At 49.5% G+C, this 25,613-nt stretch carries 16 protein-coding genes; 7 read left to right on the top strand and 9 right to left on the bottom strand.

The window, feature by feature from the left end:
• Entirely contained in the window at positions 1-3,753 is a 3,753-nt protein-coding gene (locus tag ABWV76_RS08955; RefSeq protein WP_353375802.1) for a nitrate reductase subunit alpha, read from the bottom strand.
• A 320-nt stretch (positions 3,754-4,073) separates the two neighbouring features.
• Here ABWV76_RS08955 and ABWV76_RS08960 point away from each other — a divergent pair, with 320 nt between their 5' ends.
• The 3 genes from ABWV76_RS08960 (at position 4,074) to ABWV76_RS08970 (ending at position 7,500) form a co-directional block, all read left to right on the top strand.
• Complete coding sequence (locus ABWV76_RS08960; protein WP_020413761.1) at positions 4,074-5,924, top strand: histidine kinase; 1,851 nt, start codon at positions 4,074-4,076, stop codon at positions 5,922-5,924.
• 404 nt (positions 5,925-6,328) lie between these two features.
• Positions 6,329-7,003, top strand: coding sequence for a CHRD domain-containing protein (locus tag ABWV76_RS08965; protein ID WP_353375803.1), 675 nt, complete (start codon positions 6,329-6,331; stop codon positions 7,001-7,003).
• 53 nt (positions 7,004-7,056) lie between these two features.
• The gene (locus ABWV76_RS08970; RefSeq protein WP_353375804.1) at positions 7,057-7,500 is read left to right on the top strand and encodes an SRPBCC family protein; all 444 of its coding nucleotides are present in this window, start codon (positions 7,057-7,059) and stop codon (positions 7,498-7,500) included.
• A 33-nt stretch (positions 7,501-7,533) separates the two neighbouring features.
• Here ABWV76_RS08970 and ABWV76_RS08975 read toward each other — a convergent pair whose 3' ends face one another.
• Positions 7,534-8,754 (bottom strand): MalY/PatB family protein, encoded by a 1,221-nt coding sequence (locus ABWV76_RS08975; protein ID WP_353375805.1) that lies wholly within the window; start codon positions 8,752-8,754, stop codon positions 7,534-7,536.
• A 27-nt stretch (positions 8,755-8,781) separates the two neighbouring features.
• A complete protein-coding gene (locus ABWV76_RS08980) occupies positions 8,782-9,819 on the bottom strand; it encodes a permease (protein ID WP_353375806.1) in 1,038 nt (345 codons plus the stop codon).
• Between the two features lie 109 nt (positions 9,820-9,928).
• On the opposite strand from ABWV76_RS08980, the gene ABWV76_RS08985 reads away from it, so the two are divergent.
• Positions 9,929-10,234: an ArsR/SmtB family transcription factor gene (locus tag ABWV76_RS08985; protein WP_020413766.1), complete on the top strand. Its 306-nt coding sequence runs from the start codon at positions 9,929-9,931 to the stop codon at positions 10,232-10,234.
• A gap of 82 nt (positions 10,235-10,316) precedes the next feature.
• Here ABWV76_RS08985 and ABWV76_RS08990 read toward each other — a convergent pair whose 3' ends face one another.
• The 4 genes from ABWV76_RS08990 to ABWV76_RS09005 form a co-directional block, all read right to left on the bottom strand.
• Positions 10,317-13,451, bottom strand: a complete 3,135-nt coding sequence (locus ABWV76_RS08990) for a S8 family serine peptidase (RefSeq protein WP_353375807.1) — start codon at positions 13,449-13,451, stop codon at positions 10,317-10,319.
• Positions 13,452-13,699: 248 nt separating this feature from the next.
• Positions 13,700-14,713 carry an RNA 3'-terminal phosphate cyclase gene (gene rtcA / locus ABWV76_RS08995; protein ID WP_353375808.1) on the bottom strand — a complete coding sequence of 338 codons (1,014 nt, stop codon included), beginning with the start codon at positions 14,711-14,713 and terminating at the stop codon, positions 13,700-13,702.
• 49 nt (positions 14,714-14,762) lie between these two features.
• Positions 14,763-15,923: a slipin family protein gene (locus ABWV76_RS09000; protein ID WP_282951971.1), complete on the bottom strand. Its 1,161-nt coding sequence runs from the start codon at positions 15,921-15,923 to the stop codon at positions 14,763-14,765.
• A gap of 627 nt (positions 15,924-16,550) precedes the next feature.
• On the bottom strand, positions 16,551-17,780 hold the full coding sequence (locus tag ABWV76_RS09005; RefSeq protein WP_020413769.1) for an RtcB family protein: 1,230 nt from the start codon (positions 17,778-17,780) through the stop codon (positions 16,551-16,553).
• Positions 17,781-17,999: 219 nt separating this feature from the next.
• Between ABWV76_RS09005 and rtcR the strand changes: the two genes are divergently transcribed.
• The 3 genes from rtcR to ABWV76_RS09020 all read left to right on the top strand — a co-directional run bounded on the left by rtcR (position 18,000) and on the right by ABWV76_RS09020 (position 21,965).
• Positions 18,000-19,598 carry an RNA repair transcriptional activator RtcR gene (gene rtcR / locus ABWV76_RS09010; protein ID WP_020413770.1) on the top strand — a complete coding sequence of 533 codons (1,599 nt, stop codon included), beginning with the start codon at positions 18,000-18,002 and terminating at the stop codon, positions 19,596-19,598.
• Between the two features lie 58 nt (positions 19,599-19,656).
• Entirely contained in the window at positions 19,657-21,147 is a 1,491-nt protein-coding gene (locus tag ABWV76_RS09015; RefSeq protein ID WP_353375809.1) for a C13 family peptidase, read from the top strand.
• Between the two features lie 68 nt (positions 21,148-21,215).
• Complete coding sequence (locus ABWV76_RS09020) at positions 21,216-21,965, top strand: TSUP family transporter (protein ID WP_353375810.1); 750 nt, start codon at positions 21,216-21,218, stop codon at positions 21,963-21,965.
• Between the two features lie 96 nt (positions 21,966-22,061).
• Here ABWV76_RS09020 and ABWV76_RS09025 read toward each other — a convergent pair whose 3' ends face one another.
• Together ABWV76_RS09025 and ABWV76_RS09030 are read right to left on the bottom strand one after the other, a co-directional pair.
• Positions 22,062-23,846, bottom strand: a complete 1,785-nt coding sequence (locus tag ABWV76_RS09025) for a DUF885 domain-containing protein (protein WP_353375811.1) — start codon at positions 23,844-23,846, stop codon at positions 22,062-22,064.
• A 392-nt stretch (positions 23,847-24,238) separates the two neighbouring features.
• Positions 24,239-25,147 (bottom strand): hypothetical protein, encoded by a 909-nt coding sequence (locus ABWV76_RS09030; protein ID WP_020413774.1) that lies wholly within the window; start codon positions 25,145-25,147, stop codon positions 24,239-24,241.
• Positions 25,148-25,613 lie beyond the last annotated feature (466 nt).

A 25,613-nucleotide genomic window follows, 5' to 3' on the forward strand; every position in this document is an offset into this window, starting at 1 on the left:
TTACACCTCCTCTCGCGTCGGCTCTTTGACGTCTTCGCCATCCAGCCAGTCGACCTTGTTCATTTTTCTCACCACCACAAACTCATCCCGGTTACAGCCCACAGTGCCGTAGTAGTTGAAGCCGTAGGACTGCTGGGCGTAGCCGCCGATCATATGGGTGGGTTTCATCACCGCGCGGGTTACGGAGTTGTGGATACCGCCGCGGGTGCCGGTGGTTTCCGCTCCCGGTGTATTCACGATGCGCTCCTGGGCGTGATACATCATGGCCATGCCGTCCGGCACCCGCTGGGACACCACCGCGCGGGCGGCAATGGCGCCGTTGACGTTGAAGATTTCGATCCAGTCGTTGTCTTCAATACCCGCCAGCTTGGCGTCGTTCTCACTCATCCACACGATGGGGCCACCGCGAGACAGGGTGAGCATCAACAGGTTGTCGGAGTAGGTGCTGTGGATGCCCCACTTCTGGTGCGGGGTGATCCAGTTCAGCAGGATCTCCTTGTTGCCGTTGGGCTTCTGGTTCAGCACCGGCTGTACGGTTTTCAGGTTGATGGGCGGCTTGTACACACACATGGTCTCGCCGAAGTCGCGCATCCACTCGTGATCCTGGTAGAACTGCTGGCGGCCGGTGATGGTGCGCCAGGGAATCATCTCGTGCACGTTGGTGTAGCCGGCGTTGTAGCTCACATGCTCATCTTCCAGGCCGGACCAGGTGGGCGAGGAGATGATCTTGCGGGGCTGCGCCACGATATCGGCGAAGCGGATCTTCTCGTCTTCCTTGGGCTTGGCCAGATGGGTGTGATCGCGACCGGTAATCTTGCCCAGGGCTTCCCAGGCCTTCACCGCTACCTGTCCATTGGTTTCAGGAGCCAGAGACAGGATCATCTCGGCGGCATCTACGGCGCTGTCGATACGGGCGCGGCCATCGCGGGCGCTTTCATCATTCCAGGTGCGGTTGAGCTTCTTGAGGAAGTCCACCTCGTCATCAGTATTCCAGCTGATGCCCTTACCGCCGTTGCCGAGTTTTTCCAGCAATGGGCCGATAGAGGTAAAGCGGTTGTAGGTGTTGGGGTAGTCGCGCTCCACCTCGATCATGCTCGGCGCGGTAACGCCGGGGATCAGGTCGCACTCGCCCTTCCACCAGGCCTTCACCCCAAAGGGCTGGGCGATTTCGGTGGGGGTATCGTGGTGGATTGGCAGGGTTACCAGATCCTTTTCCACCCCCAGGTGGCCATCGGTGAGTTCGGAGAATTTCTTCGCCACACCTTTGAAGATGTCCCAGTCGCTGCGCGCTTCCCAGGCCGGGTCCACCGCTTTGGTGAGCGGGTGGATAAAGGGGTGCATATCGGAGGTATTGAGATCGTCCTTCTCATACCAGGTGGCCGTCGGCAGCACGATGTCGGAGTAGAGACAGGTGGTGGACATACGGAAGTCCAGTGTCACCAGCAGATCGACTTTGCCCTCACTGGGGGTATCGTGCCAGGCCACATCTTCCGGTTTCTTGCCGCCGGCTTCGCCCAGGTCCTTACCCATCAGGCCGTGCTTGGTACCGAGCAGGTGGCGCAGCATGTACTCGTGGCCCTTACCGGAGGAACCCAGCAGGTTGGAGCGCCAGATAAATAGATTGCGCGGGAAGTTCTGCGGATTATCCGGGTCCTGGTTGGCGAACTTGAGCGCGCCGCGCTTGAGCTGCTGTACGGTGTAATCCTTGGCGGACATACCCGCAGCAGCGGCATCTTTGGTCAGTTGCAGCGGGTTCATACCCAGCTGCGGTGCGGAGGGCAGCCAGCCCATACGCTCGGCGCGGCTGTTGTAATCGATAATGGAAGCCTGCCACTTGCTCTTGTCGGCCAACGGCGAAACCACTTCGTCCATCTCCAACTTCTCGTAGCGCCACTGGCTGGCGTGGTTGTAAAAGAAGGAGGTGCCGTTCATATGGCGCGGCGGACGCTGCCAGTCGAGACCGAAAGCGAGTGGGGTCCAGCCAGTTTGCGGGCGCAGTTTTTCCTGCCCTACATAGTGGGCCCAACCACCACCACTCTGACCGATACAACCGCACAACATCAGCATATTGATGAGGCCACGGTAGTTCATATCCATGTGGTACCAGTGGTTGAGCGCGGCACCCACAATCACCATGGAGCGTCCACGGGTCTTGTCAGCGGTGTTGGCAAACTCACGCGCTACCTGGATGACATTCTCGCGGCGACAACCGGTCACCTTTTCCTGCCAGGCGGGTGTGTAGGGCTTGTCTTCGTCGTAGCTGTGAGCGCAGTTGGGGTCGTCGAGACCGTGCTCTACGCCGTAGTTGGCCAGGGTCAGGTCGTAGACGCTGGCGACTTTGAGTACCTCGCCGTCTTTGTTCTGCACGTACTTTACCGGCACCTTGTAGTCGATCACGTCACTGTGATCGGTGTGCTGGAAGTAATCGTGTTCGTGGGTTTGGCCACCGAAGTATGGGAAGGCCACCTGGGCGATCTCATCGGCACAGTCTTTGAGGCTGAGCTTCAACTCTACTTCTTCGCCACTAAGGCCATCGCGCTGTTCGATATTCCATTTTCCCTGCTCGCCCCAGCGGTAACCTACAGATCCCTGGGGTGACACCAGCTGGCCATCATGGTTGACGGCGATGGTCTTCCACTCGGGATTGTTGTCCTGGCCGAGGTCATCCGCCAGGTCGGAGGCGCGCAGGAAGCGGCCCTGTACAAGCTTGCCGTCGCGCTCTTCCAGGGTCACCAGCATCGGCATATCGGTGGTGGTGCGCACATATTCGGTGAAGTAAGCACTGGGCTTGTCGACGTGGAATTCTTTCAAAATCACGTGGCCGAAGGCCATCGCCAGGGCCGCATCGGTACCCTGGCGCGGTGCCAGCCAGGTATCACCAAACTTGGAGCACTCGGAGTAGTCGGAAGTGATTACGCAGGTCTTGGCACCCTTGTAACGCACCTCGCTAAGGAAGTGCGCATCCGGGGTACGGGTCTGCGGCACATTGGAACCCCAGACGATCAGGTAGTTGGAGTTGTACCAGTCGGCGGACTCGGGCACGTCGGTCTGCTCACCCCAAATCTGCGGAGAGGCGGGCGGCAGGTCGCAGTACCAGTCGTAGAAACTCAGGCAGTTACCGCCGATCAATGACAAATAGCGGGCACCGGCAGCGTAGGAGACCATGGACATGGCGGGAATCGGCGAGAAGCCGGTTACCCGGTCGGGTCCATATTTCTTGGTGGTGTATACATTGGCAGCGGCGATCAGCTCATTGGCTTCATCCCATTTGATCCGCACAAATCCGCCCATACCGCGGCGCTCTTTGTAGGACCTGGCCTTGGCCGGGTCCTCAACAATGCTGGCCCAGGCCTCTACCGGATCGCTGTGTCTCAACTTGGCTTCGCGCCAGAGTTTTACCAGGCGCTTGCGGATCTTCGGGTACTTGAGGCGGTTGGCCGAGTACATATACCAGGAGTAGCTGGCACCACGGGGGCAGCCTCGGGGCTCGTGGTTGGGCAGGTCCGGGCGGGTGCGCGGGTAGTCGGTCTGCTGGGTCTCCCAGGTGACCAGGCCGTCTTTGACGTAGATCTTCCAGCTGCAGGAGCCGGTGCAGTTCACCCCGTGAGTGGAGCGCACAATCTTGTCGAACTGCCAGCGGCGACGATAGCCATCTTCCCAGCTGCGGTCGTCATCGGTCTTTTCCCCGTGTCCTCCGGAAAAAGGCTCTTTTTGTTTCTTCAGGTATTTCAGTCGGTCCAGGAAATGGCTCATGCGGTACTCCCAGGGCATCGAAATGCGGTTAAAGCATCGGTTTAGCGGGGAATATAAAAGCGCTGTGCGGAAGGATCACCTGACCAAAAAGGGGTAGAAAAGCGACGAACTACCCCAGAGTGGGTAGGGAAATGGCGCCAACTCATGGCTAAGGTATTGCGCGAACCGCAGAGTGGCTGGGCCTCCGCTTAAAAAGCAGGCATCAGGTTAAATTTTGTGCAAAACTGGCGTTCTTTGGTGGTACTCACAAATTTGAGCACCCGTGGGCGGCACAATAGGGAGGAGTTCCCACAACCGCCCAGGGGCGAAGTGAATCAGATATGCTGAACCGAATCCGACAATCCATCGTCTACCGCATCGGTACCCTGATGCTGCTCACCGTGCTGGTGGCCCTGAGCTCCATGGTGGCGTCCTATATCATCTCCGATGCCGCCGAAAACGATGCCGCCGCGGTAAACCTGGCTGGCTCCCTGCGCGCCATGAGCTACCGGCTGGCCGCTACCGCCCCCTCCGGCGATATTGATGCCACTACCGAACTCGCCGATGAGGTTGCATCGCGCCTGGCTCGGGTATTGAGCATCTCCGACTTCAACGCCAGCGACAACCTGCGCGCAGCACACAACTACCGCAAGGTGATCGATAGTTGGGAAGGGGAGATACGCCCCCTGTTGGAATCCATTGCCGCCGGCCGCTTGCCCATGGACTCTCTGCAGCTGGCTAACCGCCTGGAACCGTTTATTGGCGATGTAGATACCCTGGTATCCGACTACCAAACCATCGCTGAAGAGAAGATCAGCTTGCTGCGCTTGGTACAGGTGGGCTCCCTGTTCGCCATAGTGGCGCTAGTGTACCTGTCTCTTTACATACTCCACCGCTCCGTGGAACAACCACTCAAGCAACTCACCAACCGCTCCCTGAGCATTGCACAGGGAGACTTCAACGGGCACCGCCTGGAAATCGACAGTGAGGATGAGCTGGGGGTGTTGGCGCGCACCATCAATTACATGAGCGATGAGATCCACGCAACCCACCGTGACCTTGCCCATCGTGTAGAACTCAAAACAGCACAATTACAAAAGAGTCACGAGGCACTGGACTTCCAATACCGCCTGGCGCGACGTATCAGCGAGGGCCCCCTGGCAAGTGCTGAGCTGGGACAATGGCTGGGAGAGTTCGCTAATGTGGCCGATCTGAGCAACCTGGACCTTTGCCTGATGACTCCCGAAGGCGAAGCTCCTTACGAGCACCTGGTGCAGGGCCTCGGCAACAGCCAGTGTGACGGTAATGAGTGCCGTATGTGCGTAAGCACCTGTGGTCCCTCCGACGAGGGCGACTACCGCGTGTACCGCTTCCCGCTGGAAGTGGACAAGCGCAATTACGGCGTACTGATGTGCACCCTACCCCGCGGTGAAAGCCTCGATGAGGAGCAGCAACAACGCTTGGCTACCTTTGCCGACAGCGTTACCGCTGCCATCGCCATCAACGAGCGTGAAGCCCAGGAACGCCGCGTCGCCCTGCTGGATGAACGCGCAATAATCGCGCGGGAACTGCACGACTCATTGGCACAATCCCTCTCCTACCTGAAAATCCAGGTTACCCGGCTCAATCGCGCCAACCGCAATGAGCAGATGGACAAAGCCAAGGTGGAGGAAATTATTACCGAATTGAAGGAGGGGCTGGACTCCTCCTATCGCCAGTTGCGCGAACTGCTCACCACCTTCCGCCTGCAAATAGGCCCCGGTGGCCTGCGTAATATCCTCGAGCAATCCATCCTCGCTTACCGTGAGCAACACCCGCAAATCACCATCCTGCTCGACTATCACCTCAACGAGGTGCCTCTCACTCCCCATGAGGAAATTCACCTTTTGCAGTTGGTGCGGGAGGCCTCGCAAAATGCCGTCTACCACTCCCAAGGGGATATGGTACAGATCAGCCTTACCCAGGCCGAGAATCACTCTCTCAACGTGCGTATCCGTGACAATGGCGTCGGTATCAGCAATTCTCCGGAAAAGCGCAATCACTTTGGCATGTCGATTATGCAGGAGCGCGCCAGCAACCTGAACGGCAAATTAAATATTCGCCGGCGCGATGAGGGGGGCACAGAAGTGCGGTTTAACTTTATTCCCCTGTATGCCCGGGAGCGGGAATTGGTTTGGAAGGATGTGGGGTGATAGCACCCCACTCTAGATAGAAGAATCATTGGGCACGGATAAATAAGCTCCGTAACCAGTTTTTTAAATTTGGCAAATACCTCTGTTAATAAAATTCAGCGAAATATCCCAATATTTTCCGATTGATTCCCCACTCCGTGAGCCAGTAGGTCGCTGTGAGCCAGGCTCTCACCGCGGGGTTCGCCCAACCCTAAACATGTCTAGGATAAAAAATAGGGTAAAAAATACTGTCTTTTAAATTGGCCCCGTAAGGCCAATACCTACCACATATGCTACAAGTACTTATCGCCAATACACCCCATGATTTGTCCCCGTTCATCATGGTGAATAAGTCTTGTTTAGGGGCTGGCATCCCATTTTCCACCGTGCAATGACAATATTGATTTAATAAAGAGGAGAGGTTAATGAAACTGAATTCATTGCCCATCGCCGTTTTTTCAATAATGGCGATGCTTATACTGGCCTATTCCACTTTCACAACTGCCGATAGCCACAATAAAAAAGAAAAAGATACATCAACCGCTAAACATGGTGCTGGCGAGAAAGCCTGGTCTGATGCGGGAGATGACAAGCGGTTTACCATCTTTAAAGCTGACCTAACCACTGCTAATGAAAATATGCTCGGTAAAAAAGTCAATCCGCAAACCCCTAAAGATGCTAATGGTTTCTTAATCGGCGCCTATAACAACCAGACGCATATGCTGAGCTTTATGGTTGGGTACAGTGATCTATCACAGGGTGGAGTCGCCATGTCGCATTTCCACCTTCAGTGTTCGGGCGACGGCAAGGAACCTCCTATTTGCAAGCCTGGCAAGGCGAGCGGCCCGATTATTCAAACTATCTGTGGTATGCCAACCCAACCGGGGATGGTCCCAGACTGGCCCGCTACCAAAACAGACAAGGATAAACACGGACTTAAAAAGAAATGCTCTGAGGGCAACAGCGGTTTTATTATGGGGAGATGGCTTGTCGAGGAACCTTATCGGGAAGGATTAATGGATAATAAAGTGTTCATTAACTTGCATACAAAACTGGACCCCAAAGGCGAAGTCTCTGGATTATTGGTAAAAGATAAATAGTATTTAATGAATGCCCTGCTGGGCCAATTACAACAACCTTATGGAGAGCGGTAATGTCCAACTACACCACCTCATTTTTTAGCCCAAGCTCCCAGGGAGATGCTTATAAAGCGGTAGCCGAAAAAATGTCCCAGTGGTGGACACCGGTAAGCGCACCCTTTCTAAAGGTGGGCGACACTGCCAAAACCGGGTTTAAGGGAGAGTCTTACTGGGTTTTCCGCGCCAAAACATTGAAGCCAGAAAAACTGATTGAGCTCGAATGCATTGAGTCGAATATGGTGTCCGATAACGTGGACGACCCCGAGGAGTGGAAGGGCAGTACCCTGCGCTTCGAGTTTTCTGAGGAAAATAAGGGAACTCTGGTTACTTTTACCCACATTGGCCTTTCCCCTGAGATGAAATGTTGGGATATGTGCAAAAGTGGCTGGGACCATTATCTACCTGGTAGCCTTAAGAACTTCTTGAGCGGCACTGGAGGCTGCCCAAATACTTACTAACAATAGACAACTAGCAAACGATGATACTTTGAGCTAATCGCAGCAGCCACAACACTTTCTATCACCGGCACTGCTCCCAGAACTTGTATTGGGCTTTGCAAAAACCTCTTTTAAACGCAGGAAGGCCTTTTTTATATCGGCCCTGGGTACAGCAAAGTTCATCCGTACAAACTGTGTTGCTGTGTCGTCGAACCAGGTTCCTGGCGATGCGCCAAAGCCGGCTTCAGCCAATTTTGTAGTAAGCTCGCTACCCGCAAAGCCAGTTTCTGAAAAGTCCAGCCAGACCTGATAGGTACCTTCTACGGACGTCATTTTTACAACCGATAATTCCTCCAGCAAAAACTCCTTTATCCAACCCAAGTTATCCTGAAGATAAGCCAGTAACTGATCCAGCCAGGCATCCCCCTTTTCAAAAGCAGCAATAGTTGCAAAAGTGGTGAAGGCATTGCCCTGATTCAGATACATGGATTCACTTTTATCACTAACTGCCTGTAGCAACCTGCTGTTTTGGGTATAGATGTATCCATTGGAAATACTCTGCATACCAAAAGTCTTAGCTGGCGAGCCAATCAAGGCTACATGTTTCTCTGAATCCAGAGCCATCAAGCTGGTAAATTGATGACCCGAATAAATAATATCACCATGGATTTCATCGCTGATAATGGTCACATTATATTTATTGGCTAATTGCAGGAGCTTTTCCAGCTCTTCCTTTTGCCAGACCCTCCCAACCGGGTTGTGCGGATTGCAAAGGATCATTGCTTTTACTTCCGGATCTGCGAACTGCTTATCCAGATCCGTAAAGTTCATCCGGTACCTTCCATCACTCATTCGCAACGGACTTTTAACAATTTTACGGCCTGCACTTTGGATCACTTTACTAAATTGGTGATAGACCGGGGGCTGAACCAGAACGGAATTACCCTTTTCAGTAAGCTCACGGATCAATAGCGCAATACCAGTCAAAACGCCTGTAACCTGAACAAATTTATCCGTTTCTAACCGCAAATTGTGACGCCGCTGATACCAACTACTAATTGCACTAAAGATCCCCGCGGGGTAGAACTCGTAGGCGAACTGCCCTCTATCCACCAACCTTTGCAATTCTGCTCTAATAGGGTCGGCTACATTGAAATCCATATCCGCTACCCAAAAGGGAGTTACTTTCTCTGTGCCAAAAATATTTTTAAGTGCCGATGGGCTGTTACGCACAAAGTGATTTTCAGCACCGGAATTATTTTTATCAAAGTCCATCATTGCTCCTACATGTGGTTCAGGGGTTTATGAGAAAAACAGGTGGAACAGCAGACCTGCAAAAATTGCCATACCGAAGATCACTAGCAGGAAAGCCGCTACCATTGGTTTGCGGAACATCGACTTCAGTAGGATCACCTCAGTTAGGCTGGCACCGGCACTGCCAATAATCAATGCCATTACTGCCCCCATATTCATGCCTTTTGCGAGCAGCGCCGCAGATAAGGGGATTACGGCCTCAGCACGGATATATAGCGGGACCCCAATTACTGCCGCGAAAGGGATGGCGAGAGGGTTACCGGCTCCAGCATACTTTGCAATGAAATCTGCAGGTATAAAGCCGTAGGTGAAAGCACCGATTGCGATCCCAATCAACAGGTAGGGCAGTACTTTCTTAAACTGGCTCCAGGTTTCCCGCCAGATCCGCACCCAGCGATTGTCCTGCACGGCACTCAATGCAACGGTACCATCGCAAGCGGCGACTTGGGGAAGCGGTCCATTGCAAGCTTTCTCTTCTGTACAAGTAGTTGCAGATGCACTGGCACCACAGCCGCCAGTCTCTGGTTTCCTGGGTTTACTCGCACCAGAGCAGCCGCTTCCAGTATTCCCCTTCAATACTTCCGGGCGAATGAAGCGAGCAAAGTTGAGCCGCTCCAATACATACCCAGCAGTCACTGAAACTGCCAGTGCCGTTGCGGCATAAACCAAAGTGATATTAAGGCCGAAGGTCACAAGGAATAGACCAATAATGATGGGATTCAAAAGTGGCGAAGTGAATAAGAAGGTGACTGTTGGTCCAAAACCGGCTCGGGCTTTCAACAGGCCGCTCAGCATAGGGATGGTTGAGCAACTACAGAATGGCGTCAGACCACCGAGTATCGCTGCAGAAAAGTAGCCACGGCCATTCTTTGAGCTGAGAATAGCCTGGATTTTTCCTGACGGCAGGTATTCCTGAATTACGCCAATAATAAAACTGATTACCAAAAATAACGCTGTCAGCTCGATACCGAGCCATACAAACATGCCCAGCGCCTCTTCAAGCATTACAAGAACTTCTGGAGACATTACATTCATTCCATATTTCTAGATTAATGGAAATATATTAGTGCAACTTTTTTGTGACTACAAGTTATTTCTAGTAATATAGAAATATTGGAGCCCCAGGAACACAACAATGCAGACAGACATAGCCGCCAAGTGCTTCGCTGAATTAGGCCATTTAACCCGCCTGGAAATATTCCGCCTATTGGTCAGAGGTGGCCCAGAGGGCATGCCTGTTGGAGAAATACAGGAAGCGCTGGATGTTCCTGGCTCCACTCTCTCCCACCACATTAACCGTTTGGTATCTGTGGGGTTGGTCATTCAACGACGAGAGGGCCGCACCCTCTATTGTGTGCCTCAGTATGAAGAACTATTCAGGCTGGTGGAATTCCTGCAGGAGGAGTGCTGTATTGACGGTAATCCTCACTGCGACGATTAATCACTAGATGATCTAAATAAGATTGAAGATTATCCCCACCCAAAAGGATGGGGATGGCTATCGGCTAGCACAGCGCCTTAGGTTATAGATCTTTCAAGGGGAACCATAACGCCCTTAACTCTAAATCCGTAACTTCTACATCTTCGTGAAAATACCCACTAACTATTGGTAACCAATCATCATTAGTCACCAAGCGGTGGCACAGTTCATCCACTTCACAGATAACCCCATCATTATCGATATCGGTTCCAGCCATCACACCATACCCTAACTCAGAAAGGGCATCTAATTCTGGGGACTTATAATGGTAGACGCCCTGCTCTGGATCGAAAGTTGCCATTACCCGGCCTGCAGCTTCACCAGTTTTGATATCAACAAAATCGACATAAACGGCACCGGCATCACCACCAGATTCCACATCTTCACCGATAACCTGGACTGATACCCATAAATCAAAACGGGTTTCGGTAGAAGCAACAAAGCTCAAAATACCAGAATAACGACCTGCCTCCAGGTTGGAGGTATCTACAGTAATTTGATAATTACCAAGACCACTTGAATCCTCATCTAGATAGCTGGCGTTCAACCAAGACTCAGATGCATTAATCTCAGCAACCGAAACTCCAGGCATATTTGCCAACAGTTCTACCTTCGTTTCTTTTTGGGCCCACAGTTCATGCTGATGGCCACTTTTAATATACAGACGCCCAAGCTGCGGCGTGACGAACGCACGAGATTTTGCAGAAGCAACTGCAAGCTCAGCATTAATTTCACCATAACCAAACCGAGGACTTGGCGTATTACCGTAGGAGACCTTAAAGTCTGTTATCAAGCTGTCAAAATCGTCGGGAGTCATCGACTCCCACTCCTCCTTCATCAAGGCAATAACACCGGACACATGAGGTGCAGCCATAGAAGTACCTTGCATACCCCCATAGATAAACTCGATTTCACCGCTCTCAGTCTCTTTCCCGAGAGTACTTATCACACCGCCATCAGATTTCGCTATTACCTTAGGGTCAAAGGGATCAAAAGGGTCACGCCGATCAATTGGCATTAAACCGCCAGGAGCTGTTAAATCAACATTCCCCCCAAAATTGGAGTACCAAACAGGCTCACCACCTTGTTGGGTGGCAGCCACGGTAACAACACCGTCGAGGTTAGCTGGCGAATAGTTACTAACATCATCACTATTATTACCTGCTGCAGCGACAATTATCACGCCCGCTTCACGGGCTGCGCTTATGGCATCCTGCATCGTTTGAGAGTAACCCGCCCCCCCGAGGCTCATATTGATTACATCAGCTTTTTGATCTGGAACTTTACCAGAGTCATTTGTAAGGCCTGCAGCAAAATAAATCCCTTGAGCAATGTCATAATCGCTAGCTCCCTCAGCGCCCAGCACCCGTACAGGCATTATTTTGGCTTCATGGGCAACGCCTGCAATACCAATACCGTTGTTAGTAGCTGCAGCGATTGTGCCCGCCACATGAGTACCGTGCCAGGAATCATTATCACTGTCTGGAGCATCACCTGGGTCTTCAGGGTTTGGATCAATACCATCTCCATCCACGGAATTATCAATATCACTGATCATATCGAAGCCAGCTACCAACTGACCCTGGAGGTCTGGATGACCTGATAAGATACCCGTGTCTAATACCGCAACGATTGCACCTCTTCCGGTTGACGTACTCCACGCGTCCTGTACAGCAATTTGTGAGTAATGCCACATCTTTGGATACAAGGGATCGCTGACTGATTGACGCTGACGAATCCGGTTCAGTTCAACATATTCAAATTGGCCACTAGCATTAAGACGCTTGAGATTATAAATGGTCTCCAATTTACGCTGTATTTCAGCTGAAACCTTTACGCCAGCAGTATTCGATAGCGAGGATACTCCCGCTGACTTAAATAAGCCAAACCCCTTCGCCGCCTGATTTGAATCCAGTAGCATTGGGCCATTATCCCTGGTAGTGTGCTTGACCGCGCCTGCCGCAGTAAGCTTCCCAATACCTGCTAATTTAGCCGTGGGCTTTAGACGAGCTATAAGTTCACCAGCGACAAAATTTTCATTGGTACGGATTGAATTACCAACGCTATCAACTGTCGGAGCAGAGGATATTTGCATACGGTAAGCAGAAGCCCCACCAAATGCCAATGCTGCCAAATAATAACTTCCATCTTCTGGGATTTTTAGGGATTCCGTTTCTTCAACACCATTTGAACCTATGAGTAAATTACCAGACTCATCTATCAACCAAAGATCGATATCTGCATCACCATTTTGCCAGTCCTGAATATGTAGAGAAACATTCTGATCCTTTTTTAACGTGGCAACATAGAAATCAAACTCATCCCGGTAGGCACTTGAACTCTTATCTTGAGAAGCAAATTGAGAAACAACAAAACCAACAACTTCACTAACCCCGGAAATTGTCTGTGCTTCTTTCATTGAATTATTGGGTACAAGCTCGCTGTTGGGATCATTGGTATCGCTATCAGCATATTCTCCTTTTGCGAGAGATATCTTTCCAAAAGCAACAAACTGACCATCACTGACTAACAAGTTAGTCACATAATTATTGGTGTTACCCGTCTGATCATCCACAATTAGGGTGACGGTATAAGCTCCATACTCCTGGTATTCATGCTCCGGTTGAATACCATCACCTGTCGTACCATCACCAAAATCCCACTTGTACAATAAGTCAGTACTTTCTGCATCATTACTTTCCGATGCATCGAATAAAACCAATCGTGATTCAAGATCTGGCTGGTTATATGAAAATTTTGCAACGGGCGGTGAATTTTTAAGGGCTGTAAACGTCAATTCGGAAGTGGCAGTCGCACCGTCATTATCCGTAACCGTCAGCTGAATCGTATACTCCTTGTCAACCCCGTCGTATGCATAAAAGGTATACTCAACTTCCTTCCCAGTAGCATCACTGCCATCACCAAAATTCCATTCGTAACTAGTGATACTGCCGTCCGTATCGCTTGAAGCAGATGCATCAAACTTAACCAGCGCAGGTGAAAGCCCAGACTGCGAAGACAAAGTAAAGCTTGCTACCGGGGCTTGGTTGGCGACAGGAACAGTCGTCCCACCATTTCCATTTTCAGCATTTCCATCACTGCCGCCACTGCCACCACCGCCACATGCGGCTGTTACAAGGGCAATTAAGGGTACGGCTAATCTTAACAACTTAGACATATTCCTAATAAATTCCTTTTATATTGACATTTTACATTCGAAATAAAATAAGCTCTCATATTTGAATGCACTCAAGAGCTAAGACGAGTGATTACAAGGGACTCCATGAGGTGTACCACATTATAAATGTGATATCTTGTTTCTAGATAATATACAAATAGACGATTCTAAACGAGCAGAATATCAATGGCCTGAATAATTTTTAAAGGTACACTTTTGTAATTTCTAAGTATCAAGCTTCTTTACTTCTAAACAACAAGAACTTCCCATTTATCTGCACCAAATTTTTTCAGCCGAACGTCCGTACCTATAATTTCTCGGATCACCTGAATATTGGTCAATAAATGCTGGCTGGGCTTCAATGTATAAAAGCGACCACCATTGCCCAAAGCCATAGGCAATAACAGTTGATCGGCCAGATATTCACCTACTGGCGCACCAGAATTCAGATAACGCTGCATCTGCCGAATCGCACGCTGGGCAACCCGCTCTGAACTTACGCCCTGCTCGCCCATGGAATCGAAGATTTCAGTTACCTGTTCAGATTGCAACCGCAGCGACAGCAAATTACCGGGCCCTTGGGAACGCACCTGTTTTCGCTGCAAATACTCATCCGGCCACTCACATTGCTTACTCACCTGCGCCAGTTCACGCAAGCCAATATGAGCCGGTATATTCGCGGATATGGCTACAGCTTTGCGTTCCAGCAGCTCTCCTCTTTCAGTCAGTTCCAGTTTTGATAAATTGGAGAGGGGGTGGATACGCGCACGCCAGGCACCGCCACCAGCTGGATAAAAACCATAATCCGTTAGCTCCACCTCCACTCCCGCGCCCATACGCGCTAATAGAGGCAAATAAACCTGGGCTATAAAATCAAAGCTTGGAGCCTTTTTATTGTGGGTACCCCCTTCCAAGTGCAGCTCACTAATACCATCAGCAAATAAAAGAGGCAGCAACACCGTTTGCAATACCAAGCTGGTACTACCGGCCGAGCCGATGGAAAAATGATACTCGCCAGATCGTACTTTTCCCGGAATAAAAGTAACTTCCGTAGCCCCCAGCTGCTCACCGCTAACATCAGCTTCACTAATAGCTTTGGCAGCGCGTAAGCAAGTGAGATGTTGGCGTAATAGTCCAGGCTTATTGCGGCCTGCTCGAATATTTTTAATACGAACCGGTATTCCCTGGCACATGGACAAAGTGAGGGAAGTCCGTAAAATCTGGCCGCCACCCTCCCCCTGGGCGCCATCAATCTCAATCACTAATAATTCCCTTAAATACCACTAAATGGTTTCGATGTCTTTATTTTATTCAAGCAGTTGGGCGCAGTTTCACCAAATCATTAAGCACACCCTCAAGACCGCCGTATACTGAAATTTTATCGATACGATTACTGACCTTTTCCAGCGACTCTAATTCTTTTAACCGCAGTAACACAGGATTGTTATCCATCATCTTGGCGGTGTTATGCATGGAACGCATGGCCTGGGTCTCTTCCCGGCGTTTTATTAAATTCGCTTCAGATTCTTTTTGTGCTTCCACTACCTGATTTAGAATCATTTTCATATCGCCTGGTAAAATAATGTCTTTCACACCGACACTGACGATCTCGATACCGTACTCCGCTATTTTTTTACGAATGCCCGTAGCAATAACAATATTCAGCCGATCCTTATCTGCCAACAAGCTATCCAGAGTCTGGGTACCCACTGCTTCACGCAGATATAGTTGCAATTCACGATAAATATAGCTTTTGTAGTCACTGAGTTTTAATGCTACCCGCTTTGGATCAGTAATCTTGAAACTACCGCTCAGGTTTATACGCAAACTTACCCGGTCCTTGGTAAGAATTTCCTGGCCACTCACTTCAATAGTTTGCAAGCGCATGTCCATCAATTTCACCACGATGGAGCGATTGTACTTCCAGAATCCATAACGACCGGGCTGCAGGGTTTTTTCCAGTTTGCCATTAACAACCAGAAGGCCTACGTGCTCATCGGGAATTTCGTTGTAGCTAACCGCCTGAGCGGCAATACGCATTTGTCCAACCTTCACCCCACGACCAAGCAATCCCAATATATTGTCATCAATGGAATACTCCTTTGAAATATCTACAATACCTACACGCACGGTTTCACTACCCTTCCACACAGCGCGATAAGTACCAGGAGGAAGGATATCCACCAGGTGACCATCCTGGTAAAAAAGGCCTACCTGATGATCAGATAACTCATAGGACTGCAAATATTCACCCAATATTTGTCCATAAGTATTCAGAAGGAATTTTGCTTTAATCGCATCAAAAACCACTTCGGTAATATCATAGGTCTCCACCCGCACATCACCGGAAAGCAGCCAGATACGGTGACGTCCAGGAGGCAATACCCTTTCAAATCGACTGCGGCGAAACAGCAATGCACGCTCGTTATCAGCCACATCCACAATCTTCCATATTTTAAAGAGAGACTTCATTTCTCCGATCTCTTATCTTTTATTCCTTTTGGGTGGGGCCCACCCGATCCCAGGGTGGCCCAGCGCTTGTACAAAGTAGGAGCAAAATACAGCGGTTTTGCAGACTTTTTCTTTCTCCTCTCCTGGGAAATACAGCCAACATCCCTGGTCAAAATAGAGTCAATGCATAACCTGTAATCCGCTCGCACAGTGCAAACCCACGAAAGGCGACACTGTCACCGAAGTACCTTTTTGTTTGGCAATTGGTGTAGTACCGAATTGCCGAAACCATAAGGCACAATGGGCCCCGGATAGATTTCAACAAAGAGGGTTTCTTTGCGGGGATTCGAACCCCAGGCTCTCGCCTTCCCTTAAGATCGCTTTCCAGGCGACGTGACTTTGACGGGAATTGAACCCGTAACCAACCGACAAAACGGTTGCTCTACCAATTGAGCTACAAAGTTAGCGTTTGAGGATTGGCCCAGAGGGTACACCTGCCGCCAGCGGCGGTGGTGCCAGGCCGGCAAACAGAACCGGCTCCGCTGACTGGAACAAAAACACTCAAACTTGTTTGCGGAGAACCGGCCCGTTGGGCACTATCTCCGGCATTCTTTATATACTGAAGGCCTTATCCCTGACCGACACCGATTATCCTTTGACGCAGACTACCTGCTTGAGGGTGTAAACGATTTCCACCAGGTCTTTTTGTGCTGCCATAACCTTCTCAATAGGTTTGTAGGCCGATGGGGTTTCGTCGATCACACCTTCGTCTTTACGGCACTCTACGTCGATGGTAGCCGCGCGGTGCTCCTCCAGGGACACCAGTTTTTTTGCCTTGGTACGCGACATCACTCGCCCAGCACCATGGCTACAACTGCAGAAGCTTTCCTCATTACCCAGCCCCCGCACAATAAAAGATTTGGCCCCCATACTCCCGGGAATAATGCCCATTTCATCAACACGAGCTCTTACAGCCCCCTTGCGCGTCACCAGCACATCCTTGCCGTAGTGGTGCTCTCGGGAAACATAATTGTGATGGCAATTCACTGCCTCCATGCGCGCTTCGAAATCCATGCCCAGAGCCTGCTTCACCGCACCGATAGTACGCGTCATCATTACTTCACGATTGATACGAGCAAACTCCTGTGCCCATTCCACCGCTAGTACATAGTCATCGAAATGCTCTGTGCCTTCGGGGAAATATGCTAAGTCACTATCCGGCAGATGGATATGCCAACGCTCCATGTCCCGCTTGGCTTTCTCGATAAAGTAGGTACCAATACGGTTACCCACACCACGGGAACCGCTATGCAGCATCAGCCATACGCTACCGTGCTCATCCAGGCACATCTCAATAAAGTGGTTGCCGGTGCCCAATGTTCCCAAGTGGTTGATGTTATTAGTATTTTTTAATACAGGGTGCTTTTCTTTAAGCAACTCAAACTGCGCTGCCAATGGCGCCCAACCGGCAAGTGCATCATCCGGCGGATTCTCCCAGGCACCTTTATCCCTCCCCCTGCCCCGGTGCCGGCCCGTACGGCCATGGGGCACTGCGCGTTCAATAGCGCTGCGCACCCCTGCCAGGTTATCCGGAAGTTGCGCCGCTGTAAGGCTGGTTCGCACCGCCATCATGCCGCAGCCGATATCCACACCCACAGCTGCGGGAATTACCGCCCCCAGGGTAGGTACCACACTGCCAATCGTGGCGCCTTTGCCCAGGTGTACATCGGGCATCGCTGCCACCCATTTGTGGATAAAGGGCATCTGAGAAATATTTTTGAGCTGCGCCTTGGCTTCATCCTCAAAGGGCACTCCCAGGGTCCAGGACTTAATCGGCACCCCACCTGCCTGCATCACTTCATATGGCATTGGCTTCATCTTTAACTCCTTTTGAAACCGCGCTCGATATTCTTACGCTTCACTTTTCTATTGATATAGCGAATTGAGTGCCAACTTTTTATCAAAGTTGGAAATTTTTTATAACTTGTTGTTTTTTATGGAATTTATTTTTAATACCAAAACTCTTGAGAGTTTTTTTGAAATAACAAAGCCATGAATATCTATCTTTTTTGATAGTAAAATAATATTTTAGATATCATGAAGACAATTGCTATCAGTATTCTCGGTACCAGCAAAGATCGGCGCGGCAAAGGTGACAAGCGCTGGGACAAATGGCGCCCAAACATATCCATGTGCCAGCACGAAGACCTGCTTATCGACCGTCTGGAACTTCTGTTCGACAATCACTCAAAGAACCTGGCAGACCAGGTCACCGAAGATATTGCACGGGTCTCTCCAGAGACTGAAGTGGTCCACCACCGGGTGAACTTTAACGACCCTTGGGATTTCGAGAGCGTATACAGCAACCTGCTGGATTTCGCCCGCGCCTATAGCTTCAAGCCGGATGATGAGCAGTACCTGGTACATATCACCACGGGCACCCATGTCGCCCAGATCTGCCTATATCTATTAACAGAAGCGGGGTATTTCCCCGGGCGCCTGCTACAAACATCCCCGGCACGCAAGCACAGTGGTTTGCCGGGCGAGTACCAAATTATCGATTTGGATCTATCCAAATACGATCAGATTGCCTCGCGATTCCAGAGGGAACACCAAGAGGGCACCACCTACCTGAAAGGTGGCATTGAAACTAATAATCTCGCTTTTAACCAGATGATCGAGCAGCTGGAGCAGGTCTCTATCCGCTCTGATGCCCCAATATTAATAACCGGCCCTACGGGGGCGGGTAAATCACAACTGGCCCAGCGTGTTTATGAGCTGCGCAAACAGCGCGGTAAGCTGGAAGGCGGGTTGGTAGCAGTAAACTGCGCTACTCTGCGCGGCGAAAATGCCATGTCCGCTCTGTTCGGCCACCGCAAAGGCGCCTTTACCGGTGCCACCGCACATCGTCCCGGGCTGTTGATGGAAGCTGATAAGGGCCTACTTTTTCTGGACGAGATCGGCGAGCTGGGACTGGACGAGCAAGCCATGCTGTTACGCGCTATAGAACACAAACGTTTTATGCCCTTTGGCTCAGACAAAGAGGTGAGCAGTCACTTCCAGCTGATCGCCGGTACTAACCGGGATCTTGTCCAGCACAGCCGCGAAGGTAAGTTTCGTGCGGACCTGCTTGCCCGAATTGACCTGTGGACTTACCGCCTGCCCTCCCTGCGTGAACGTATTGAAGACCTGGAACCCAATATCGACTTTGAGCTGGAGGCTTTTTCCAGAAAGTCTGGCCATTTGGTGAGCTTCAATAAAGCGGCACGGGAGAGGTATCTCAATTTTGGCCATTCAGGAGAGGCCAGCTGGTCCGCTAACTTTCGCGACCTTAACGCCAGTATCCTGCGCATGGGCACTCTCGCCGATGGTGGGCGTATTACCACTGAAGTGGTGGAAGAGGAAATCCAGCGACTGTGCTTAAAGTGGCAAGCCTCTACCAATGAGTCATCGCTACCCATTGCACGGATTGAAGCGCTACTGGGCCCCGGCAATATTGAACAGATGGATTACTACGAGCAGATCAAACTGGCAGGACTGATCCAAGTCTGTGAGGAATCCAGCTCCATGGCGGAAGCCGGGCGCCGGCTTTTTCAGATAAGCCGCACAGCTAAAAAATCCAACAACGATTCCCACCGGGTACGCCAGCTACTGGAAAAATACGGGCTTAAGTTCGAGCAGCTGAATAAAGCCTAGAGCCCTGTTGGCACCATTTTGTTAATCTCACTCCAGAGCATCAATGATGGACCATGGAATGAGATACGCCTACTTAACCCCTCTTTTTCTTCTTCTCAGTGCCTGCGAGCCAACACAGTTTGCAGGCGGCACCGCCCTGCCAGATGGTTCTGTATACAAAGGTGACTTACAAGATGGCCTTTTCCATGGTCAGGGCCAGTTGCAATGGCCCGATGGTAATCACTATCGCGGGGAATTTCACAATGGCCGCATTAGCGGCCAGGGATTACTTACCAAAACAGATGGCTGTACTTATGAGGGTGAATTCCTCAATGGAGAACCACATGGCGAAGGCCGCTATACCTGTGGTGAAAATGAATGGTCGGGTCATTTCAATGATGGGGAGTTGCAAAGAGGCACAGCAAAATGGGATGGCAGAGAAACTTATAGTGGTGAGTTTCTGGATTACGGTCCACACGGTGAAGGTGAGCTGACCACTGAAGATGGCAGTCAATATAAAGGCACTTTCGAGCAGGGAATGTTTCTACGCGGAGATTACTCAGATAACGAAGGCTACAGATACAAAGGCGACTTCGAATACGGCTTTTACTCTGGCGCTGGTGAATTGACCCAACCTGATGGGACCACTATTCGCGCCAACTTTCGCTACGGAGAGGCGGATGGGGAAGGCCTGCGTGTGAGCATTGATGGCGAGGGAAATACTATTGAAGAGTCCGGCTATTTTGCTAAGGGCATCTATTTTCCCAGTGAGGCGGCCTGGCGTACACAACAAGAAATTCCTGCAGCCGAGGCGGAAACACGCCTTTACAGCGAGAGTGATCGCTTACAAAGCGCTATTGATGCACTGGCACCGCAGAGGCCTGGTGTACGCGATGTGTACACGCTGTTAGTAGGCGGTGATGGCACCTCTCCGGTATTTGCCAGAGAATTGGATTGGGTGTCAGAACGCCTTGATAAGGCCTTTGGTATTGATGAGCGTGTACTGCGCCTCAGTAACGGTGGCGGCTACAGTTTTCCTCTCGCCACCCGCACCAGTATCCAAGAAAGTCTCAGTGCCCTGGATCAGTTACTGGACCCACAGGAAGACCTACTGCTAGTGCACCTTGTCAGCCACGGTGCACGCAATGGCGACTTAACAATTGCCGAGGGTAAAATGCCACTAAAGGATCTCTCTGTGGCAGACGGAAAAAAATGGCTGGATAACCTTAATGCAAGGTACCAGTGGATAGTAATTTCAGCCTGCTATTCCGGCCAGTGGATTGAGCCTTTGAGCACCCCAAATCGTATCGTATTTACCTCCGCTGCCGATAACAGAACCTCTTTTGGTTGCAGCGACGACTCCCAGCGCACCTGGTTCAGTTCTGCACTCTATGGCGATGCTCTACAGCAGGGAATAAAAGACCCCAAGGTTTGGTTTAGCACAGCGAATAAAAAGGTCACTGAAATGGAAAAGGAACAGGGGATAGAAAAAGATTCCCATTCCCTACCACAGCATTCCATTGGGGAAAATTTCCTAACATGGTGGAAGAAAAATAAAGAAGGTTATTGAAAGTTAAGTCTTAGCAACATGCGATAGGAGGTATTCTCTTAGAGTTCGCAAGCTTCTCTATTGAATTATTGTCTATTTTGTTTTTTATTGCCGTAATAGCCGGCCTACTCGATACATTGGCAGGTGGTGGCGGCCTGATAACAGTACCGGCCTTAATTCTGAGTGGTGTACCGCCCTTAACCGCCCTAGGCACCAATAAATTGCAAGGCAGTATCGGTACAGCAACTGCAACTTATATGATGATTAAGAGCAGTAAAATAAGCTGGAGTGGGATTAAGAGCTTAATGCTACCGGCTTTTATTGGTGCGGCTATTGGAACAATAGCAGTACAATTTATTAACACTGACATCTTGTCATATATAATTCCTGTAGTGCTTTTATTTATTGCCGTTTATTTCCTAATTTCCCCGTCATTGACTCAGAATAATGAGGAGCCAAAATTATCCAGCAGAAAATATAAATATGGGGTAATTCCATTGATTGGGTACTACGATGGCATGTTCGGACCTGGAACAGGGTCATTTTTTACCTTGTCAGGTATAGCTTGCCGGGGACAAGATATATTGACATCTACTGCGATGGCAAAACCTCTAAACTTCTCCACCAATTTAGCCTCTTTAATTATATTTTTACTTGCCGGACATATTGCGTGGATAGTAGGCATCCTAATGATGATTGGACAAATCATAGGTGCGTGGATAGGGTCACACTGCCTATTTAAAATTAATCCTACCTACCTGAGAGGAGTAGTCGTTCTTATGTGTAGCGGGATGCTAATAAAGTACGCCCACTCCATGGGGTGGATAGACTTTATGTGAACTATTAGCGTGAATAGGAAATTAGCCAGAAGCGCATCTGTTTTCTCATTTGCAATCCCGCTTTAGCAATTGAGAGCGGGATTGCAAAACGATATTTTAAGAAGATTTCTGCTCCTCTATAAAACCTTGCATCTGCTCTTCCAACATGGAGAGAGGTAAGGCTCCATTTTTTAACAGCGCATCGTGGAAGACACGCAAGTCAAACCGATCACCAAGCTCTTTTTCCGCCTGCGCACGCAGCTGGCGGATCTTAATTTCTCCCATTTTGTAAGAGAGGGCTTGGCCCGGCCAGGAAATATAACGATCCACTTCTGCACGCACATTCGCGGGAGAAAGTGAAGTATTGCTGGATAGAAAATCGAGCGCTTGCTGACGGGTCCAGCCCTGGGAGTGGATGCCGGTATCAATTACCAGGCGTGCCGCACGCCACATTTCATAGCTGAGACGCCCAAAATGCTCATAAGGCGTAGTGTACAGGCCCATTTCTTTGCCGAGACGCTCGGAGTAAAGTGCCCAACCCTCCCCAAAAGCACTCAAATAAAGATTCCGTCGAAAGTCCGGCACATTTTCAAGCTCCTGGGACAGGGCATTCTGCAGATGGTGGCCAGGCACCGCCTCATGCAGGGTCAAAGCGGGTAACTCGTACAGAGGGCGCTGGTCCAAGCCGTAAGTATTCAACCAGTAAGCTCCACCGCGGGTACCACCAATAGCGGCAGGATTATAGGAAGCCGTGGTGTAGTTGGGCGCGATCTCGCTAGGTACCGGAACCACTCCGTAAGGAGTGCGTGGCAGCAGGTTAAAGAACTCTGGCAGCAGGTAATCGATGCGCTTGGAGATATAGGCAGTCTCTTTAAGTAACTCTTCCGGAGTCTGAGCATAGAATTGCGGGTCGGTGCGCAGGAAATGGGTAAACTCTTCAAAAGTCCCTTTAAAGCCGGACTCCTTAATCAGCTCCTCCATCTCTGCACGGATACGCTTGACTTCAGCAAGGCCGGTTCGATGGATCTCTGACGGGTCCATATCCAGAGTCACATAGTTACGGATATTGTGGCGATAATAGTCACTACCTCCGCGCATTTTCTCGGCACCGATAGTTTCGCTGGCAGCTTTGAGATAATCTCCCTCAAGGAAGTTTGCCACCCGAGCAAAGGCTGGAATAGCTACCTGTTCAATTGCCGCTTTTCCAGCTTCACGCAGACGTTGCTGCTCTGCAGGGGGAATTGATATAGGCATCTCAACAAAAGGTTTGTACAAGCTGCTCTTAGTGGGATCCTTATAAACTTGAGCTCGCACGGTGGGGGCTATGCCCTGCACCACTATTTTGGGCAAGACAAAACCTGTGCGAACTCCTTCACGCATATTGGCAATATTCTCATCGAAATACCGGCCAAAGTCCCGGATGCGGGCGATATAGTCCTCATAATCGCCAACACGGGTCATCGCCAAACCACTATTGGCATCCAGGGCAGCGCTATAAAAACTGTAAAAAGTATTGAGGGGCACCCGCTCCAGGAACAATTCATTGGCTTCAATAGAGTTTTCCAAAACCCAGGCGAGTAACTCGCGATTAACCCTATCCGAATCGTTCAATTCATTGGTGTCCACCGCTTGCAGACGCCGGAGCAATTCCTCTTCGGCTTTGAGTCGACGTGCCCTGTCCTCGGCAGCCACCCCCGGTAATTGGCGATTATAGTCCGACACACCCATACGACCCGCAGTAATCGGGTCCTCACGCAGACTGTATTGCCAGTGGTCTTCAATCACACCCTGGAGCTGTTCTGTTGCTGTTAGGGACCAAGATACGGGGGTTAGTACACAAGTAGCCAAGATAACACCAGATACCCGCTTAATGTGTTTTGCCAGGGCCTTGCCGGATTTCACGCTGCTCTCCATTAAATCGCTCGGTTTTTAGTTATCAGAATTAGATCGACCAACCTTAACATGGGTTGCCCTCTGCGAGATTGCTTTCTATGCCCCATGAACCAAGAAAGGTTGTGATTTATGGAAAGTTGATTACATGAAAAGGTGCAAAGTGAAATCATTGTGGGAACCGTTATGCCTACGGCCCCACAATATACGCAGCTAGTCCCTCGCTCTTGTAAGATCTAATAGCAGAGCTACCCTTCAGGAACATGAAGTACGTGAGCTGATACCAGAAGACTGAGTAAACCCTGCATTTCCACAATAACCAACGCACTTAGTGATAGTTGCGGAAGTCTCCTACCTGAACACAACATTCAAATTGACATGGGCTTAGTTGCATATTTGAATTATTACAATCCTATTTTTTCCTTTCTCCCCACACCAAGGCCACTATATGGCTGAGGAAGCCTAAAATTAACTGGGTACCATTTTAAATTGACTGGTTGTGCTTTTGTCACAATGTCTAAAAATGGCTTAGATTCAATCGCTTTGTCCCGCTCAATTTTCCTAAGAGCTTCTTGATATTGAGACGAATCTTTCGGTATTCTTCTAATTCTCAGTATTTTAAGTATCGGATCTTCTTTTGGCTGAAGGCCACCATCATATATGCCACCAAATTCAATGTCTTTTGTTTTGATTGGTGTAAAATAGCTATATTCGACTCCATTCTTCACGATCATTGCTAAAACTTTCATGTCAGGGCTCATGGCAAACTTTACTTGATGTTGCCTAAAAAGATCGAAAGCAGTCTTAGTTGGTGCACTGGGTATCTCGAGCCTTCTATAAACCTCTTTCAACGCTTCTTTGCCATCTTCCCAGCCAAATACAGCCATGTCAGGTGAGGTATATCGAGTTTGCTGACCGGCATAGCACTCATTACCAGGTCCAGCCCACGAAAGAAGACCAGCAGTATTAGCTTTTACATGAACGGTAAGTAACCCCGGATCTAAGGCAAAGCCACGCATCATAGCCACGCCCCTGTAATAAAGCCATTTTTCATCCATATTTGGACATTGGCAGCCCATTACGCCATTGACCTTTTTTTTACAATCGAGAAATCCTTTGAAGCCGCCCTTATGGGCATTTAAACCTAATTTAGGAACCAACCCTCCAGCATTAATAACATCTTGTTTTGAACGAGTCAGCTCGCCTCGTCTACCTGTTAACATTGGCATGTTTTCTCTCCATAACTTATGGTCAATTTTATAGTGAAAATTATCAATATTTAGCTGATTAAATTCGACTAATCTATTGGGCATTCAGAGCCATCCGCTTTGACAACTCCACAAAAAATCAACCAATTCAACAAGTTAAATCATATTGAAGCAGAAAATTTTCAACTTCAACAGGGAATAAAAAAGCTTTTTAAATCGACTCTGGCACTATTTTTTCACGCCGCATAAACAGTTATTTGAAGGGGATTATTGAGAGACATTGACCAAATTTCGTTGATTAAAGATGAGTTTTTCTATTACCCAATATAAAAAGGTAGCTAACCTCTAAAGCCACTCAATAAAGAAATTTAACTGATCAGATATTCCTTCGGAATTACCATGCCCTCTAAGAATCTATAGTTCTTTTATTTGATATAAAACTATGAATAACATGTAACACAAATCTCTATAGAATTTTTTTTGTAAATCTACAGAAAATTATTTTTATGAAAATTTGGGTCTACGCTAACAAGAGATTGCTAAACCAATAAGGAATCATCAACAAACACAT

The organism is Microbulbifer sp. NBRC 101763 (genome assembly GCF_040371615.1).
In the GTDB taxonomy this organism is placed as follows: Bacteria; Pseudomonadota; Gammaproteobacteria; order Pseudomonadales; family Cellvibrionaceae; genus Microbulbifer; species Microbulbifer variabilis.

Excerpts from the sequence above, each read along its gene's own strand:
- ABWV76_RS08955 (WP_353375802.1), bottom strand. The coding sequence starts at position 3,753 with ATGAGCCATTTCCTGGACCGACTGAAATACCTGAAGAAACAAAAAGAG.
- ABWV76_RS08960 (WP_020413761.1), top strand. The coding sequence starts at position 4,074 with ATGCTGAACCGAATCCGACAATCCATCGTCTACCGCATCGGTACCCTG.
- ABWV76_RS08965 (WP_353375803.1), top strand. The coding sequence starts at position 6,329 with ATGAAACTGAATTCATTGCCCATCGCCGTTTTTTCAATAATGGCGATG.
- ABWV76_RS08970 (WP_353375804.1), top strand. The coding sequence starts at position 7,057 with ATGTCCAACTACACCACCTCATTTTTTAGCCCAAGCTCCCAGGGAGAT.
- ABWV76_RS08975 (WP_353375805.1), bottom strand. The coding sequence starts at position 8,754 with ATGGACTTTGATAAAAATAATTCCGGTGCTGAAAATCACTTTGTGCGT.
- ABWV76_RS08980 (WP_353375806.1), bottom strand. The coding sequence starts at position 9,819 with ATGTCTCCAGAAGTTCTTGTAATGCTTGAAGAGGCGCTGGGCATGTTT.
- ABWV76_RS08985 (WP_020413766.1), top strand. The coding sequence starts at position 9,929 with ATGCAGACAGACATAGCCGCCAAGTGCTTCGCTGAATTAGGCCATTTA.
- ABWV76_RS08990 (WP_353375807.1), bottom strand. The coding sequence starts at position 13,451 with ATGTCTAAGTTGTTAAGATTAGCCGTACCCTTAATTGCCCTTGTAACA.
- ABWV76_RS09000 (WP_282951971.1), bottom strand. The coding sequence starts at position 15,923 with ATGAAGTCTCTCTTTAAAATATGGAAGATTGTGGATGTGGCTGATAAC.
- ABWV76_RS09005 (WP_020413769.1), bottom strand. The coding sequence starts at position 17,780 with ATGAAGCCAATGCCATATGAAGTGATGCAGGCAGGTGGGGTGCCGATT.
- rtcR (WP_020413770.1), top strand. The coding sequence starts at position 18,000 with ATGAAGACAATTGCTATCAGTATTCTCGGTACCAGCAAAGATCGGCGC.
- ABWV76_RS09015 (WP_353375809.1), top strand. The coding sequence starts at position 19,657 with ATGAGATACGCCTACTTAACCCCTCTTTTTCTTCTTCTCAGTGCCTGC.
- ABWV76_RS09030 (WP_020413774.1), bottom strand. The coding sequence starts at position 25,147 with ATGCCCAATAGATTAGTCGAATTTAATCAGCTAAATATTGATAATTTT.